17 protein-coding genes are annotated in these 17123 nt (G+C 51.1%); 4 read left to right on the top strand and 13 right to left on the bottom strand.

Annotated features, from left to right (window positions below; all coding sequences use genetic code 11):
* Positions 1-11: 11 nt before the first annotated feature.
* The 8 genes from FHW71_RS14260 to FHW71_RS14225 all read right to left on the bottom strand — a co-directional run bounded on the left by FHW71_RS14260 (position 12) and on the right by FHW71_RS14225 (position 4127).
* Positions 12-2021 carry a replication endonuclease gene (locus tag FHW71_RS14260; RefSeq protein WP_179452087.1) on the bottom strand — a complete coding sequence of 670 codons (2010 nt, stop codon included), beginning with the start codon at positions 2019-2021 and terminating at the stop codon, positions 12-14.
* The gene (locus FHW71_RS14255; RefSeq protein ID WP_179452086.1) at positions 2014-2331 is read right to left on the bottom strand and encodes a DUF5405 family protein; all 318 of its coding nucleotides are present in this window, start codon (positions 2329-2331) and stop codon (positions 2014-2016) included. The genes FHW71_RS14260 and FHW71_RS14255 overlap by 8 nt, the downstream gene beginning before the upstream one ends.
* The gene (locus FHW71_RS14250) at positions 2328-2555 is read right to left on the bottom strand and encodes a TraR/DksA family transcriptional regulator (protein ID WP_179452085.1); all 228 of its coding nucleotides are present in this window, start codon (positions 2553-2555) and stop codon (positions 2328-2330) included. The genes FHW71_RS14255 and FHW71_RS14250 overlap by 4 nt, the downstream gene beginning before the upstream one ends.
* Positions 2555-2782 (bottom strand): DUF2732 family protein, encoded by a 228-nt coding sequence (locus FHW71_RS14245; protein ID WP_009127567.1) that lies wholly within the window; start codon positions 2780-2782, stop codon positions 2555-2557. The genes FHW71_RS14250 and FHW71_RS14245 overlap by 1 nt, the downstream gene beginning before the upstream one ends.
* A gap of 68 nt (positions 2783-2850) precedes the next feature.
* Complete coding sequence (locus FHW71_RS14240) at positions 2851-3189, bottom strand: DUF5347 family protein (RefSeq protein WP_179452084.1); 339 nt, start codon at positions 3187-3189, stop codon at positions 2851-2853.
* The gene (locus tag FHW71_RS14235) at positions 3153-3344 is read right to left on the bottom strand and encodes a phage filamentation protein Fil family protein (RefSeq protein ID WP_179452083.1); all 192 of its coding nucleotides are present in this window, start codon (positions 3342-3344) and stop codon (positions 3153-3155) included. Before FHW71_RS14235 ends, FHW71_RS14240 begins: the two co-directional genes overlap by 37 nt.
* A 2-nt stretch (positions 3345-3346) precedes the next feature.
* Positions 3347-3856: a phage regulatory CII family protein gene (locus FHW71_RS14230; protein ID WP_179452082.1), complete on the bottom strand. Its 510-nt coding sequence runs from the start codon at positions 3854-3856 to the stop codon at positions 3347-3349.
* A 34-nt stretch (positions 3857-3890) separates the two neighbouring features.
* Positions 3891-4127, bottom strand: a complete 237-nt coding sequence (locus FHW71_RS14225; RefSeq protein ID WP_061720369.1) for a hypothetical protein — start codon at positions 4125-4127, stop codon at positions 3891-3893.
* Between the two features lie 90 nt (positions 4128-4217).
* Here FHW71_RS14225 and FHW71_RS14220 point away from each other — a divergent pair, with 90 nt between their 5' ends.
* The 3 genes from FHW71_RS14220 to FHW71_RS14210 all read left to right on the top strand — a co-directional run bounded on the left by FHW71_RS14220 (position 4218) and on the right by FHW71_RS14210 (position 7516).
* Positions 4218-4838 carry a phage repressor protein CI gene (locus FHW71_RS14220; RefSeq protein ID WP_179452081.1) on the top strand — a complete coding sequence of 207 codons (621 nt, stop codon included), beginning with the start codon at positions 4218-4220 and terminating at the stop codon, positions 4836-4838.
* A gap of 8 nt (positions 4839-4846) precedes the next feature.
* On the top strand, positions 4847-5863 hold the full coding sequence (locus FHW71_RS14215) for a tyrosine-type recombinase/integrase (protein ID WP_179452080.1): 1017 nt from the start codon (positions 4847-4849) through the stop codon (positions 5861-5863).
* Between the two features lie 90 nt (positions 5864-5953).
* Positions 5954-7516 carry an AAA family ATPase gene (locus tag FHW71_RS14210; RefSeq protein WP_179452079.1) on the top strand — a complete coding sequence of 521 codons (1563 nt, stop codon included), beginning with the start codon at positions 5954-5956 and terminating at the stop codon, positions 7514-7516.
* A 309-nt stretch (positions 7517-7825) separates the two neighbouring features.
* Here FHW71_RS14210 and FHW71_RS14205 read toward each other — a convergent pair whose 3' ends face one another.
* The 4 genes from FHW71_RS14205 to FHW71_RS14190 all read right to left on the bottom strand — a co-directional run bounded on the left by FHW71_RS14205 (position 7826) and on the right by FHW71_RS14190 (position 14313).
* Positions 7826-8530, bottom strand: a complete 705-nt coding sequence (locus tag FHW71_RS14205) for an MgtC/SapB family protein (protein WP_061720373.1) — start codon at positions 8528-8530, stop codon at positions 7826-7828.
* A gap of 343 nt (positions 8531-8873) precedes the next feature.
* Positions 8874-10757 (bottom strand): TolC family protein, encoded by a 1884-nt coding sequence (locus tag FHW71_RS14200; RefSeq protein ID WP_179452078.1) that lies wholly within the window; start codon positions 10755-10757, stop codon positions 8874-8876.
* A gap of 5 nt (positions 10758-10762) precedes the next feature.
* Positions 10763-12004 carry an HlyD family type I secretion periplasmic adaptor subunit gene (locus FHW71_RS14195; protein ID WP_008103450.1) on the bottom strand — a complete coding sequence of 414 codons (1242 nt, stop codon included), beginning with the start codon at positions 12002-12004 and terminating at the stop codon, positions 10763-10765.
* Positions 12001-14313: a type I secretion system permease/ATPase gene (locus FHW71_RS14190; protein ID WP_008103452.1), complete on the bottom strand. Its 2313-nt coding sequence runs from the start codon at positions 14311-14313 to the stop codon at positions 12001-12003. The genes FHW71_RS14195 and FHW71_RS14190 overlap by 4 nt, the downstream gene beginning before the upstream one ends.
* A gap of 267 nt (positions 14314-14580) precedes the next feature.
* Here FHW71_RS14190 and ddlA point away from each other — a divergent pair, with 267 nt between their 5' ends.
* Positions 14581-15675 carry a D-alanine--D-alanine ligase gene (ddlA, locus tag FHW71_RS14185; RefSeq protein ID WP_179452077.1) on the top strand — a complete coding sequence of 365 codons (1095 nt, stop codon included), beginning with the start codon at positions 14581-14583 and terminating at the stop codon, positions 15673-15675.
* A 14-nt stretch (positions 15676-15689) separates the two neighbouring features.
* Here ddlA and FHW71_RS14180 read toward each other — a convergent pair whose 3' ends face one another.
* On the bottom strand, positions 15690-17114 hold the full coding sequence (locus FHW71_RS14180; RefSeq protein WP_179452076.1) for a sensor domain-containing diguanylate cyclase: 1425 nt from the start codon (positions 17112-17114) through the stop codon (positions 15690-15692).
* Between the last annotated feature and the right edge of the window lie 9 nt (positions 17115-17123).

Genomic DNA, 17123 nt, shown 5'->3' with positions numbered 1-17123 from the left:
CTCTGGATTAATCAGATGGTTATCTTTTGTTCCTGGAGTCTGCCGTTTCGGTAAAACAGCCGCATTCGCGCGCCTGAATTTATGCTGCATCCTCGGGAAAGAAGGCTAATTTCCTCCTCATGCCCCTCAAAACCACGGGCTTTTAGTTCCAGCTCTAACCGCCGGCGCTCCGGCCCCGTACAGTTATTGACAGAACTCCAAGGGGCGGCGATGCCGCCAGAAGGACCAGCCTCCGCTGACGCGTCGGCTAATTTAGCAACGGCTTCCCACTTCACCAGACGCGTGAATACTTCAGAATCTTGATAGTGAGGCGAATAGATGCCTTGAACGCGCTGCACGTCCTCCGCGTATTCGTTGCCCATTTCGGTAATCTCGTAGCAAAGGCGGATCACCAAGTCATCACGTGCGACCAGCGGGCCACCCTGCGCCATGGTGTAAGACGCCCAGCAGCTGGCAACGGAAGCAGACGCCAGCACAGCGTCCATCTTCTCGTTTGGTAGGCGCGTATCGCCGAGACGGCGCAACTCGCGCCAAACAGTGACCGGCGCGCCGCCAATCTGCTGAAACTGGCGGATGCGCCAGCGTGACGCCCACGCGCAAACGGCTTTCGCCATATCACGCATGTTTGAGCCGGTTTCATCATCCTTTTCGCCGTCCATTGCGAAGCCGTCAATATTTTTGGAGATGTATTTAGCGATGTAACCCGTGGCGCTGCCTTTGGTAGGATCGATAGGCTCAGCGTGGAAACGCGCTTTGCGCGCCTGCGGCGTGCTCAGTTCGTCAGCGTCTTCTTTGCTAGCATGCTCACGCATGATCTGCTGCACACGCTCGCGATGTTCCGGCAGCATAAACAGCAGCATGTGCCAGTGTGGCGTGCCGTCGTGATGAGGCTCAACAACGCGGAAACCGAAAACATGGATTTCTTCGCGTGACAGTGCGGCGCGGATGCGCGCCCAAACGCGGCAGAGATAGCGCTGCGTATCGCGCGGGCTTGAGCCGTTCCATTTAGTAATGAAACCACCCTGGCTGTAAACAGAGTGATAACGCGACGGCGCGGTGATCGTATAAAAGTCCCCTACGCAGCCGCTTTCGTTGGCGATGTCTTCAAAGCCACGCATTCTGGTCATCAGCTCGCGGCGGCGCATGGCCGGGTTCGCGGTGCTGCGGTTGACCATCTCATCCATCGCGACACGATCACCGGTTTCTTTGTTCATCAGGTCGTATCTTTTGAAGAACTCGCGATTGCGTTTCTTCTGCTCGACCCATTCCGCCAGTGTGCCGCGTGAAACGTAAGGTGAAGCTGATTTTTGCACCTGCCCTACAGCGATTGCCATGTGCTCGCGCTGGAGATCGCGCATCTGCTTAAGACGGCCGCGCCACCACTCTGGTGCCATCATGCGTAACAAACCGGATTGCGCCTTGCGTAGACTCAATTCACCTTTGCAGGCTTTAAACTCCGCCCAATATGGCGGTTGCGTGCCGGTCAATGCTGCAAGCTCAGCAACGTAGCGATAAGCAATGCAGGTTATGGTCTGCTCGTCCGCTTCCTGAGGCATTGAGGTTTTATCAACAAACTCAGCCAGGCTGAGCGAAAGATAGGATGCGACTTTATAAGCCAGATCGCGCACGTCCTGCCGGTCAAGCGTAGGCAGACGATCAAGCTGCTTTATGAACGGCAGTTCATGTTGAGCGGCTTCATCAAGACGATAGCGACTGCGAACTAGCTGCAGGCGTGGCAATACATTCTGGCCGATAGTCTGGCGCAGAAACGCATTGGCCCGACGGCGGCCATTATTTGCTGAGAGGATTTTGCTGTAGCGATCGGCAAAGTAACCGGCCAGATAGTCCGGCATGTTTTGCAGATACTGGCTGCGCCAGTTGTGGTCCTCTGGATTCACATTCCAGAGACGGCGCTCAGAAAGGGACATATCCGCCGGAGCGGACATGCCAAAGACTTCACGCCGCTGCTGATTTACGACGTGATGTTCACCAGTAAGGAGATCAGGAAGGCTTTCAGACATGCGCGGCCTGAAGTTCAGACAGCTCTTGCACTGCAGCCTCGACCAATTCAGCAATGCGGCGAGTTTCCGCCACAAAGGCCGCAGTTGTTTTCATCTGGCCGTGCAAAACATGGCGACCAATGACATCAGCAGCCAAATCGCGCATGAGGAGCACTGCCGACTCATATACGGCCATGGTTTGCGGCACGCGCTGACGGACGCCATCAATCTCAAGCCAGCTGAATTTCTCCAGCACTAACTGTTGCGGCTTGCCCGGCTCATTGGATTTCAGCGCGCGCACTGCATAGCGATCATCAACCTGAACTCTCAAAGCGCGGCCCCTTTGTAATGCACGCTTTTCAGTTCGCTAATCTCTTTGCAGGTAACGCACAGCTCGACCCCTGGCAACGCACGGCGACGCGCTTCTGGGATAGCTTCATCGCATGACAGGCAGAAAAACTCACTCGCACCTGCAGGACGGTGAATAGCCGTTGCCAGGTTGCGCGCCAATTCTTCCTGGACGCGCTGCTGAACCAGATCCATTGAGTCGGCCATTAGTGCAGCTCCCGTGATTGGTTCTCGAAGCGTGCGGACTCTTTATCTAGCAGTTCGATAATTTCAGCAGCTGACATTTCTTTGTTTCTTGCATGAATCGCCAATGCTGCCAGGCGAACGGATACGGCCAACGCATCATCTGATCGCTGCTCACTTTTGGCCTTACTCAGCATCGCGTTTAGCACTTCTGCATCGGCTTCAAAATTTCGGGTTTCAATATTTCGCATTTAACTTTCTCCAGAATTTGGGCAAAAAAATGCCCGGCGGGTTTACGCCATTTATTTTTTCGGGTTAATTAATTTGGAAGCGTTAGCTTCTTAGGAAATAAACTCACGACTGCGCGAAAGTGATTCATTGCACCTATCAGCGCGGTAATTTCGTCACTCGTCAATTCACTGTATTCAACGTTGTGACGTTCTTTATTGATGTTTGCCAAAAAGAAAATGGCGCTCATCGCTCGATTATTTTGTTCGTACTGTGGATCACGAGTATTACGCATTTCACTGATGAACCGCTTTAGCTCATTACCGCAATCGCCGTACATCATGTTGCGAAGTGCGGCAATATGATTAAGCGCGCTAACTCGCTGCCCAGCGCTCATTTGAACAGTGATGCTCTCAGCTTTGTAAGCCATGTCGCTTTTTTCCTGTTGCCAGTTAAACCTGCCAGCAATTCGGCTTGAGAGTATGCCGGGTGCCAGCGCCTGCCATTTTCAGCTGCAATCCAGCCGTGGCCGAATGCGTGTGAAGGGCTTTGCCGTTTTAGAAGCGGCGCCACTGAAAACGCCATAATTAAACAACCCCTATCGATGCCCCGATCCCGCTTAACACATCTGCAGTACCAGCCATTGCAGGGTTTGAATGCACGCGCGTTTGAACGGCTATCGCAGCTAACGTCAGGCAACGAATGCCGGCATTAACGTTCTGCACAAATCCACGCTTACAGGCCGAGGTAAATTTCTTCTGACTCACAACGCCAGCAGCCAACAGCCCGACTTCGGCGGTAGCTTTGAGGACATAAGCCGGTAAATTCTCCTGCGCAATTTCGTTTACAGGCACGCATGGCAGGCATTGCAGTTGAGCCAATGCGCCATCAACCAGCGTTGAGTCTTCCGTCAGGTCGGTCAGGATCAGCATTTCACGAACGGTAAGCTGATGGACCTGATCCGGGTTTAGCTTGTTACGGATGGTTTGCGGATTAAGCCCCGCTTTTTTAGCCAGCTGGATGATGTTGTGCTTTGCGGAAAACGCGCGGCACGCTTCATCAAAATGGCTTTGTGTGGAGACACTGAAATCAAACATGCTTAATACCTCACGTTATCCCAATATGGATGCATCAAGCCTGCATTGTGATTTCATGACCGGCTGCTGCTTCGATAATTAGGGCAAGCATGTTGATTTCGATGAGGCCGTTGACCCCATCCTTATTCCTTATAGGTAGGCGGTTTTCGCGGTACATCTGGCGAACAGTGCCTTTCTTGTAACCCGTGCGGCGACAGAACTCCTCTACGGTAATGTACGGTTCTGAAATCACGAGATTGATTGATGGGCGCATTGAAAGTTTACGGGTCATGATGCAGTATTCCTCGGTTTAGGTATTAGATATCACTATTAAACGCTATTCATCTCATCACAGACCGAAGAATAGGATCACAAAACGGACATGTCAACGAAAGAAAACACAAATCGCCATAATGCGAAAGTGGTTCGTGAAGCGGTAGAAAGTAACCGGGGCGGCAAAGACGCGATTCTTCGCTTAGTTGAAGCGTACGGATTCAGCAGCCGTCAGGCGCTATGCACCCATTTGGGCGTTTCGCAAAGCACGCTAGCCAATCGTTCAGCCCGCGATACCTTCCCCGCTGACTGGGTGATCATCTGCCATATGGAAACAGGAGCATCGCTAACCTGGCTTACTACAGGTAAAGGTGCACGCTTTATGGAAGTAGAGGAATCCCGTGTTGTGATTGCGACACATAAAAAAATCTCAAATGGGATTTTAGAGGACATGGATGATTTCATTCTGGATAAAGCATCACTACCCGAAGGCTTGAACGCCCCGTTTGTGATCAACTCAGACAGAAGCACTTATTTGGTTGATTCCTATGAAGGCGAGATCGTCGATGGGTTATGGCTTATCGAAATTGATAAGTTAGTCAGCATTCGAGAACTGGTACGTTTTCCCGGTGGAAGAATACGTGTCGAGAATGGGAAATCGTCATTTGAATGCCAATCAAGTGACATCGTAGTTTTAGGCAAAGTGATCACCCGAACCGAATACCTTTAAGGCATGGAATGGCGATAAACAAATTACCCAACGGGAAATGGCAGGCGCAGGTTTTCCCAAACGGCCGTGATGGCAAAAGGATTCGCCGCCAGTTTGCGACGAAGGGCGAAGCGCAATCCTATGAGAAGTTCGTAAAAGAGCAGGCTCAAGATAAGCCCTGGCTGGGTGAAAAAGCGGATAAGCGGCGGGTAATTGAACTGGTTGAATTATGGTTCAACACGCATGGCATTACGTTGGCGGATGGTGAGAAGCGACGAGCCACAATGGCGTTCGCCTGCGAGGCGATGGGAAATCCACTCGCAACCGAGTTTAACGCGAAAATTTTTGCGTCATATCGCGAGCAGCGTTTAAGCGGAAAGATCACACGCTCCACTCGAGTGAAGACAGTTACGCCTCGCACGGTCAATTTAGAATTAGCGTATTTCAGGGCGATGTTTAACGAGCTGCGCCGGTTAGATGAATGGACCGCACCAAACCCGTTAGAAAACGTGCGAGAGTTTAAAATCAGTGAATCGGAGATGGCGTATCTCACCATCGAAGAAATCAGAACCCTTCTCGCCGAATGTGAGAACAGCCGATCCAAAGACCTGACTACCATTGTGAAAATTTGCCTGGCAACTGGCGCACGATGGAGTGAGGCTGAAGGCTTGAAGGGTAATCAAATCCGCGCCGGTCAGATCATATATATGAAAACTAAAGGCAAGAAAAACCGCGCGGTGCCGATAACTGAAAAATTACAGTCTGAACTGCCATCCAGCAGGAAAGCGCAGGTGCTCTTTAAACCATGTTATTCGGCCTTTAGGAAGGCCATGCAACGCGCTGGCATCGAGACACCTGCTGGGCAGCTTACACATGTTTTGCGCCACACCTTCGCGTCTCACTTCATGATGAACGGCGGCAATATCCTTGTACTTCAGCGAATTTTGGGGCACACGGATATTAAGGTAACGATGCGATATGCACATTTTTCTCCAGATCATTTATCAGAAGCTATGTTACTTAACCCTCTTGATAGGATAGGTTAATAATGAAAATAAAAATTTTAACAACTCCACTCATTAATCCCCTTCAATAAATTCCAGTAAAATATTATAAGAAATTAAATTGAGGTAAAAATGAAATATAGAGAAAGTCAAACAGATTTAAGTTTAAGGAAATGGTTTTCAAATTCATTAGAGCACGCTCTATTAAGAAAAGTAGCTCTCGAACATGGCCGACTTCGTTCCTTGTCTTCATTTGAAATTAAAATAGATTATCCATTATTAGCGATTGCCGGAAGAAATGGCTCTGGGAAATCGACTTTGTTAGCTATGATTGCTTGTGCTTATCATAGTGATGAAGATAAGCATATTATGTCTGGAAAGAGAAAACCTTATTATACTTTTGCGGATTTTTTCATTCAACATTCTGACGAAGTTCCACAAGAAGGAATAGCAATAGGATATTATATTGCCCACAACAATTGGAAACCTTCTAAAACAGTACCCACAGGAAAAGGAATTGGCAGACAACTACGTTCTAAAAAGAAAGGAGGTAAATGGAACAATTATGACAAGAGAGTGGAACGTCAAGTAATCTTCTTAGGAATTGAGCGAATAGTTCCCCATAGTGAAAAAAGTCAATCTAAGAGTTATGCCAAACTATTTATATTTAATGGTGATGAGCTAGGCTGTGAAAATGAAATAAGAGAAAATGTAGGTTATATTCTCAACAAAAAATATGATGATTTTAAATTTGTTTCACACTCAAGATATAGGCTGCCAATTGTAACTTACGAAGGTAAAACAATATCTGGATTCAATATGGGAGCCGGGGAAAACGCGCTCTTCGAAATTTTCTCGATATTATATTCAGCCAAACCCGGAGCATTAATAATTGTTGATGAGATAGAGTTAGGCCTTCATGCTGAAGCACAGGTTAAGCTTATTGAAAGATTAAAGTCAGCCTCTCATAAAAGAAAACTACAAATTATATTCACCACTCATTCAGACATAATTTTTGGGTGTATTCCTGATGATGCTCGAGTCTACATTGAAAATATAAATTCCAAAACAATAATCAATACTGAAATATCACCAGAATATGCATTTGGTAAGTTAAGCTCAGAAAACTCTCAAGAACTCGATGTCTTGGTAGAGGATGTAGTTGCAGCAAAACTTTTATCAAACATCCTTCCTAGCAATATACGTTCAAGATTACAAATTGAAGTAATTGGCTCAGCCAGTTCATTGGCACGTCAAATGGCCGCTATTTTTCAAAGAGGGATGAAAAATAAAGTAATAACAATTTTCGATGGCGATCAAAAAAGATTGTATAGAGACAACCTGAAATGTGCTCATTCTATGCTAGAAAAGAACCACGAAGACTTCACGCAGTGGTTCTCAGAAAATATAAACTACATGCCCGGCGATGAGTGGCCCGAAAAATGGGTTATTAATAAAAATTTAGAATATGTAAATAATCTTTCAATACTGGTAAACGGGGAACCTGATGTTACTACAGCGGCACTAAATCGTGGCGCAGGCTCAGAAAAACACAAAGAATTCTACGAAGCTGCATTATTACTTGGTGTGAATGAATCTGAAATGCTGGATAGATGTTGCATTAACCTAGCTATGATGTGCCCCGACAGCGTAAGTTATCTTGTCGATTTCATCAAAAATAAACTATCTGAATAAGCCTGATTTTTTGGATTTGTAGATTTGTCTCCAAATGCTGCCCCATAAATGGCAGCAAAGTGGCAGCAGAGCGCAACGCTATGTGCCACTTTTCATCACTATTCGGCCTAAAGAAAATATAAAAATCAGTAAGCTACTGATTTCACTCGCTTCGAATTGGGACTCATAATCGCTTGGTCGCTGGTTCAAACCCAGCAGGGGCCACCAAATTTAGCGAATAAATTCATATAATTAAGCCACCTCTCTCAAGATGGCTTTTTTCTTCTTCATTCAAAGTGGCGATTAAATGGCGTCACGTTTGCCAAAAGACTAATCACGCTCCAACTCACTCACCTGCCATCTTACCGAACTCACCCCTTTCTCCAGGCTAATACGGCTCACCAGGCTTTCAAGCTGATCGGTTAATGATGGATTGCAAATCACCTCGGCATTCACTTCCATGCGATGCGGCGGATCCATGTCTTCACTGTGCAGTGATTGCAGGCGTAAGCCGCTGCCGCCGAGCGTGTGCAGCATCAAGCTGCGAACCTGAACTTCATCCTGCGCGAGGCAGATGATTTGTACTTTGTAGTGTTGTATCGCTTCGGCGGCTGAGACGATGGTTTGACGGTTAATTCCCAAAGCCAATTCACGCAGCAGAATATTCGCGCACAAGATCACCATGCAGCCGATCGTCGCCTCCAACAGCAATCCCATGCTGCACAGCACGCCAATGGCGGCGGTGCACCACAAGGTGGCGGCGGTATTCAATCCGCGGATGTTTAAGCCATCACGCATGATCACACCTCCGCCGAGGAAACCGATACCGGATACCACATAGGCCGCAACGCGCGACGCATCGGTGGCGATACCTGGCACGCTTTGTGTCATCAGAACGAACAGACAAGCGCCGGTGCTGACCAGCGCATTGGTGCGCAATCCGGTCATGCGTTGACGTAACTGGCGCTCACTACCAATCAGCGCCCCCAAAACCAGCGCGACTGTGACGCGCAGTAAAAAGATTTTCCAATCCATGATAGACCTCACTCCGCAGCTCTTTATTTGCGGAACAACAGGTTAAAAAATGGATTACAGACAGTGCGAATACCGCTGGGAATCAGCTGCATTGTGCTTATGAAAAGGGGTGATTCTGGAAGGAAATGCACCGTCTTAACGCGCAGTTAAGACAGCGTGAAAGCTATCTTACCGCGAGGTCCTGCTGTAATCGTGTGGGACAAGTGTCCAATGCCGTTCTCCTCTTGGGTAAAAATTCGCCGCGATTCTAAAGTGGTTTGCGCCGCGTTGCCAACTCAAAAAGCCCGTTCGTTTACGTTGGGTTAAGGACAAGAAACCCGCCGAAGCGGGTTTATTTGCCAGTTTAACGTCCGGTCGTTAACCAACGACTTAGCGTGCCGGAGTTAGCATATCCGCTGATAATGGCGGCATAGCTATCAAAACGGTTGCTGACTTCACTAACCTGGTTGTTGTACAGATCGCTTTCTGCACTCAATACGTCCAGCAATGAACGGCGGCCTAAGTGATACCACTGATCAAAGAAGTCCTTACGAATACGGTCGGATTCCACAATCAGGTTTTTGTACAGCACGGCGCGTTCCGCTGTTGAGTGTGCATTCTGGCTGGCAGCGCGTACACGGTTTTCCAGATCGCGGCGCTGCTCCTGCACCTGCTGGCGGCTCGCTTCGGCACGCTTAATCGCCGCAATTTCCTGTGCATTGGTTGAACCGCCGCGGAATAAGCCCCAGCTCACGTTGAGGCCGGTTTGCCATGCCTGCTGGCGCCCGAGCTGATCTTCACGGGTGTTTTTGCTAACTGTCCAGTTAAGCTTTGGCAGACCAGAAGCTTTGATCGCCTCCGCCTCTTTGAAGGCCGCTCGCTCTTCGGCGCTGGCGCGCAAGATCAATGGATGCACGTCAAGGCTAGTCAGCTGGCGATTTAAATCGCCAAAGGAAAGTGCCCACTTATCGCTGGCTGGTAAAGTCACGCGGCTGTTGCCCATCAGGCGATTCAGGGTGATTTCTACATCACGTGCGCGCGATTCGGCGTTTTCCAGATAGCTTTGCGCTTGCAGCAAGCGCCCTTTTGCCTGCGTCAGTTCACTGCGACGTCCGGTATCTGACTGAACAATGCCGCTGAGCATTTTAGTCAGTTCTGCCATACGCGCCAGATATTGTTTGCTGATGGCAATGACATGCTGCTGTTTATTCCACTCAATCAACGCATTACTTACCTGCATCGCCAAATCTTCACGCTGTGCCTGCACTGATTGCAGCGCAGAAGTCACACGCTCTTCACGACTTTCAATGGTGCGACTGGTTTGGCCAAAGTCGATAAGGTTGGTCGCCACTGAAACACCTAATGATGGCGTATTCCCTTGGTATTCATAATTCTTCGTGCCACTACCAAACTCTTTGGTGGCGGATGCGGCGCTGACATCAACCTGCGGCCAGCGCTGGCCTTTTGCTTCATCTACGCTGGCTTCAGCCGCATCACCCTGAGCGATGTAGGACTTCAGCGAGGGGCTAATACGCCAGGTAATGCGCGCGGCTGAGAGAAACTTTTGACGAATTTCACTCTCGGCAACCGTTTCATTAGCCCCACCGCTCATCGTCACCGGGGAAGTCACTGCAGCATCGGCTGAAGGCGTGCTTACAAAATTGATATTTGCCTGTGGGCTTTCCACTGGAGCATAAGTCGAGGTTTGCGCAGGTTGAGGCTGACTCACGTTCCGCGCCGGTTGCAGCGGATTGAACGGCTTTGGCTCGGGACGACGCTGTTCCTCAGTCAGGAAACCGCCACCCTGAATTTCAGCCGGCTGGCTCGGGTTGGCGCTGATCGTTGCCGCACGTTCGACGGCCTTAAGCTGTTGCGGAGCTTCAGCTATCGCAGCCGGTGCGATTGGCGCAGCTGACGGCTGAACCGGCTGAGTAATAGCGGCCGCAGGTATCTGCCTTTCAGCGAAGATCGGCTGCTGCGCTGGCGTAGTGATAACTGGTCGCGCAACGTTTACAGCAGGTGCCGGTGGAGCAGACGCTGGTGCCACAGGAACCGGCAAAGGCTGAGTTCGCACCGGCGCTGGAGCCGGAGCCACTGGACGTTGACCACTCATTTCCGCAAACATCATCAACTCACTGGTGGAATCAGCCATTACGTTGACAGCAGGTGCCATCACCACCGCAACACAAACGGCAAGCAGAGAGAAATGACGCGCCTGTGCATGGCGCATCTTGTTATTATTTTTCATGATTATTAACGCTCGCGGAATGCTTCTTTGGCTTTCAGGACCGGCTTCAGCAGGTAATCGAGAATGGTTTTCTCACCCGTGCGCACCTCGACGGTGGCGATCATGCCGGGAATGATTGGCAGATCTTTGTTACCCGCGTGCAGCGTGCTCTTATCCGTCAGGATGAGTACGCGATAGTAGGTATCATCCGGGCGTCCACTGGCCGCTTTTTGATCGTCTTTCAACGTGTCCGGACTGATGTACTCCACGTGCCCATCAAGTCCGCCGTAAATAGCAAAGTCATAGGCAGTGATTTTCACCTTCGCAGGCAAACCAGGACGCAGGAAGGCGACATCCGACGGACGGATTTTCCCTTCCACCAGCAACTGCTCTTCCAGAGGAACGATTTCGAGGATGTGCTCACCAGGCTGAATAACCCCGCCAATGGTATTCACGCGCACGTTCTTCACCGTACCGCGCACCGGCGCCACAATCGTGGTGCGATCAACGATATCGGCACGACCAATAAGGTTCTCGCTCACCTGGCTTAGTTCTAATTCCAGGCGGCCCAGCTCGGTGTGAGCATCAGATTGATAGCGGTTACGGCGTTCGACGATTTGCGCCTGGATGTCATTTGCCTGACGCTGCATGCGCAGTAGTTCGACTTCCGACAACAGACCTTTGGCCGCTAATGGCTCAGCCAGATGAATCTCACGCATCGAAAGTGCGTAACTACGTTGCAATGAGTTAATGCTGTCACTTAACGCACGTTTACGCGATTCATAGGCTTTGGTTTCCTGCGCCACCACAGCTGGATCGCTCTTCACCTGCTCATCAAACGCCAGTGGTAGTGAATAGGCTTCAGCACGAAGGCGCGCAATACTCCCCTTCAGACCCACCACTTTGCTCAGGACTTCGCGATAGCTGGATTGCGCGCGCGTCGGGTCAATTTTCAGCAGCACATCACCGCGATCCACCACCGTACCTTCACGCACATTCATTTCCGCCAGAATGCCGCCCTCCAGGCTTTGAATGACCTGTTCACGACTGCGTGAAATGACCTTGCCATCGCCTTTGGTGATCTCTTCCACCCGCGCGTAGTTGGCCCACGTAATGCCCACGCCTAACACTGCAATGATGATCCACATCACCAGCTTGGAACCGGGCGTGGTTTGTGACAACAGAGAAGCCTGCACGTCATTCATAAATTCGGCATCAGCGGCGGACATCCCTTTCGCGCTCTTACGCCATGGCATTAACTTGCTCATACTGCAGCCTCCTCTGCTGCTGCTTCCGCTGGCATTGGCACCGCCGAAGCATCGTTAGCGGGAGCTGGCTCACGTACCGCCGGTTCAACCGCCTGACGCGGTTGTTGGCGCGCTTTATTTTTTCCTTCCAGCGCCGCCAGAACCTGCTCTTTAGGACCGTCCGCGACCACTTTTCCTTCTTCCACTACGATGATGCGATCAACCAGCGCCAGAATGGATGGGCGATGCGTCACGACAATTAACGTATGTCCTTCACTGGCACGACGTAAGTGCGCGAGGAACTGATTTTCCGTCATGCTATCCATGGCGCTGGTTGGCTCATCCATCAGCAGTACTTTGGGACGCGTTAACAGTGTTCTCGCCAGAGAAACCAACTGGCGCTGACCGCCGGACAAGCCTTCACCGCCCTCGCCGACCGTTAAATTGATCCCGCTTGGATGACGTGCGGCGACATGATCCAAACCGGTGAGATTCAGCACGCGCAGCAGCTCATTAGCGGTAGCGTCTGGACGCCCAATCATGACGTTCTCGCGCAGCGTGCCGTAGAACAGGCGCGCATCCTGCCCGACAAAGCCAACAGCCTTGCGCCAGTCCGCAGGATCAATCTGGTTTACATCCAGACCATCGGCTGAAAGCTGGCCCTTCACCGGCTGGTAGAGACGCGCCATCACACGTAATAAGGTGGATTTACCGCTACCGATGCGGCCGAGAATCGCTATGCGTTCTCCAGCTTTGATGCTCAACGAGATATCTTTGAGAATCTCCGGGTTCGGCTTCATTGGTGGTGCTGGATAGGAGAAGTTGACGTTGGTCAGCGTGATCTCGCCACTCAGCGGAGGATCGGTGAGATAGGTTTTGCTGCTATCACGATCGACAGGCATCTCCATCAGCTTGTTAAGTGAGGTTAATGCTGCTTTTGCCTGCTGATAACGTACCGCCAGACCAATAACCTGACCGAGTGGGCCGGTGGCGCGGCTGGCTAACATCACGGTGGCGATCATCGCACCCATGGTAAAGGTGCCTTCGTTGATCAGATAAACACCGGCAACCACCAACATCACCGTTTGGAACTGCTGCAGGAACGTCACCACGCCGGTTGCCAGCGTTGAGTAACGTTTGGATTTCATTGAGTTAGCCGATTGCAGTGCGCTGAAGTTTTCCCAGCGGCGCTGCATGTGCGCTTCGCCGCCAACTGCTTTCAGCGTTTCCATTCCTTCAACCGACTCGATCAGCACGCCTTGTTTCAGTGAAGCGTCACGCAAATTCTCTTTCATGATACGTGCCAGTGGCCACTGGATCGCCGCACTGACGATGATGATCAGCGGGATCATCATGAGTGGAATGATCGCCAGCGGACCGCTGATAAAGAAGATCACGCCGACAAACATCAGAATGAAGGGCAGATCGGAAATCGCCGCCAGCGTGGCGGACGCCACGAAGTCACGCACCGATTCATACTCACGAATCTGGTTGGCGAAGGTACCGGAGGAAGCCGGTTTATGCTCCATCTGGATGGAAAGCGCCTGGCGGAACAGCATACTGCCGAGCACTAAATCGGCTTTTTTACCGGCCATATCCAGCAGATGCGCACGTACAAAACGGGTGACGGCTTCGAAGATCATCGCAATGGTGACGCCAATCGCCAACGACCACAGCGTCACGAAGGCCTGGTTCGGTACCACGCGGTCATAAACGTTCATGGTAAAGAAGATGCTGGAAAGACCGAGGACGTTGATCAATACCGCTGCAATTGCGGCGCTGCGGTAATAACGGCGATAACGCCACAACGTGCTAAATAGCCAATGGCCCTTAACTTCCGGCAGCATTTCACTGGCGCGCTCATCAATGATCGCCGTGGGCTTCGTCATAACAGCAAAGCCGGCGTAGATCTCATTGAGTTCTGCCAGGCTCATCTCGACTGCGGCCGCGCTGACTTCTGGCATCACCAGTTGGAAGCGCAACTCGCGTTGGTTCTCCTCATTGGTATGAATTCGACGTGACAGAACAATGCAACCGCCGCCCTCTTTGCGCAGCAGAATCATCGGCATTAACTGTTCTGGAAGATCCTGTAGACGACGCTCGACCATGCCGCCTGTGATACCGGCATTCTCTAGCGCTGTCATGGCTTGTGATGGGGAGAGCAATGTCGCTTTTGGCAACCCTGCCACCAGCGCTTCTTCACTTTTCTCGCGTTTGTAGTGTTTGCAGATCCAAGCCACGCTTTTTAATAACGTGTCATCTACCGTGGTTTCAATACGAGCAACAGAACGCGCATCCTGCTCCACAGCATCCTGCTTCTGGTCGACCATTTCCCGACTCCTGTAAACCTGACAAAAAACGGTGAGCACATTGCCCACCGTTGCACCTGTTTGAATTGGGAAAATTCTGACAGAAGGCAGGTTTTCAGCCGTCCAAGACTTGTCTCAAACGGTTATGAATAATTGTTTAAACTCGTGACTAAGGGCGCTGAGAGGGGCTGTTTTGCGCGGCGTTACGTAGGAAAAAGCAAGGCTGTTGATGGCTGTCCTGGGCGTGTTATCTTACTGGCTCGCTTTATCGCAATCGGACAAATAGCAATGGTAAAACAGCGCGTAGGGATCGTGTTTGGCGGCAAATCAGCCGAGCATGAAGTGTCGTTACAATCAGCCAAAAACATCCTCGAAGCCATCGATAAGAGCAAGTATGACGTGGTGTTACTGGGGATCGATAAACAGGGTGAATGGCATCTCAATGATGCATCAGGATTCTTGCTCAACGCTGAGAATCCGAAGCTGATTGCCCTTAATCGTTCAGGTGAAAATGTCGCGCTAGTACCGGGAAGTTCGTCCCAGCAGCTGATTACCCGTCAGCAGGCGCAGCCGTTGTCACAGCTGGATGTCATTTTCCCCATCGTGCACGGCACGCTGGGTGAAGATGGTTCGCTACAGGGCTTATTACGCATGGCGAATCTGCCGTTTGTCGGCTCTGACGTGCTCGGTTCTGCGGTCAGCATGGACAAAGATTTCACCAAGCGCCTGCTGCGTGATGCCGGGCTGAACGTCGCCCCCTGGCTGAGCGTGACGCAGGCACAGCGCGCGAGTATTAATGCTGAGGCCGTGATTGCCCGCTTTGGTCTGCCGCTGTTTATCAAACCGGCTAATCAGGGATCGTCAGTCGGCGTAAGCAAAGTGGACAGCGCTGAGGCGTTCGATGCTGCGCTGGATCTGGCCTTTACGTTTGACCGCAAAGTCTTAATCGAGCAAGGGATCAAGGGACGGGAGATTGAGTGTGCGGTGCTTGGCAATGATGCGCCAGAAGCCAGCCCGTGCGGCGAAGTGGTAGTCCATGATGCCTTCTACTCTTACGATACCAAATACATCAGCGAAAGCGGCGCGCAAGTGGTGGTGCCAGCAGCGATCAGCAATGAAGCCAGCGAGGCAATTCGTCAGGTGGCGATTACCGCGTTTCAGGCGCTGGAGTGTTTTGGTATGGCGCGTGTTGACGTGTTCCTGACGGAAAGCGGCGAGATCATTGTTAATGAAGTGAATACCTTGCCCGGCTTCACCAACATCAGCATGTATCCGAAGTTATGGCAGGCGGCGGGCTTAAGCTACAGCGATCTGATTTCACGTCTGATTGAGCTGGCGCAACAGCGTCATCAACAAACCAGCCAACTGAAAAGCAGCGTGTAAAAGGCGGACGTGGCTCAGGCCACGTCATTCATCATGCTTCGCGGCTCCATCGCCGGTGAGGTTTGATTACGGCCATTACGTTTGGAGAGATAGAGATTCTTATCCGCCGCTGACACTAAACGATTAATTACGCCAGGCCATTCACGTTCGCTCTGCGCACTGCCGCGCGCCAGACCTAAACTGGCGGTTACCGTTACCGTGTTGCCCTGAATCCAGAACTTCTCTTTAACCATCGCCTGGCGCACTGTCTCAGCAAGTTGATAGAGCTGGCTATGGCTACAATCGAACATCACCATCACAAACTCTTCGCCACCGAATCGACATACCATGCCACGATTACCGACCACGCGCTGAATGCGCCGCGCAATCTCTTCCAATACGCAATCACCGGCATCGTGGCCGAAATTGTCGTTAATAGCCTTGAAATAGTCGACATCAAGCATGACTACGCCCGCTTCCCGCTGTAACGAAAAAGGTTCATTTCTCAAACTTTCATACAGACCCGAACGGGACAGCAACTGGGTGAGGAAATCAAAATTAGCGCGCAAAGCAAGGCGATGATTCAGCTGGCGGATGGCATCCATGCTCACCGCCACCAGCAATGGACTGAGCGCGACGGTAGCGACGCCGAGGCGTGCGGAGGTGAGATGGCTAATCGGCAGCAGCGCATCGTCACCCTGAATGTTCATGACACCGTGCGACACTAGCACAATCTCGGTGATACCGGTTATCAGGATCACCAAACTGGTCAACGGAATCGGCAACACGATAGCGCACCAGATCAGCGCAGGAACCGGGAATGTCAGGCTGCCTGCCCCGCCAATCAATGCTCCAACGATCAGCGACAAGATGACCGCTGCCAGCGGCAGCAGTTTACCGGGATGCAGCAAGGTGCGCGGTGAAACGGTGCGCAGCGGGCGCGCCAGCATCACCGGCAGCAGCATCAGCGAAGTGGAGAACTGTTCGCTAAACCAGTCGCCCCACGCCACGATAAAGCGCGCATTGAAATCGATATCCTGCGCCCATGCGCCCCAGGTCGCACACGCCGCAGCGCCAAGAAAACAGGCGGGAAATATGCGCATCGCATTGAATACCTGACTGTTAGCGGAAGGACGCTGCAGATGTTTGATCAGCATGCTGACCGCGACGAGGATAAACAGAATATTGGCAAAATTGACGGTAAACGCCGGTAGCGCCCAGCCGGAAAATACCGTGTCGTTAAAAACCATCGCACTGAAACACACCATATAACTGGAGGTGGTGTGCAAAAACGGATTCCGCACTATCAGTCCCGCCACCAGCGCATTCACCGGCCAGAACAGCGAGAACTCTTCGGGGATGCGTAAATGGCTGCCGATAAAGCAGAAAAACAGCGTAATGAAGAACAGCGTGAGAGCATTCTTTTTAAAATTATTCTCTTCAAACAGCATAACGCGCATACGTCTGAA

Origin of the sequence: Enterobacter sp. Sphag1F, assembly GCF_014193275.1 — a bacterium.
Classification (GTDB): Bacteria; Pseudomonadota; Gammaproteobacteria; order Enterobacterales; family Enterobacteriaceae; genus Pantoea; species Pantoea symbiotica.
The sequence above is the reverse complement of the archived record's forward strand: the minus strand, read 5'-3'. Positions and strand labels throughout refer to the sequence as shown.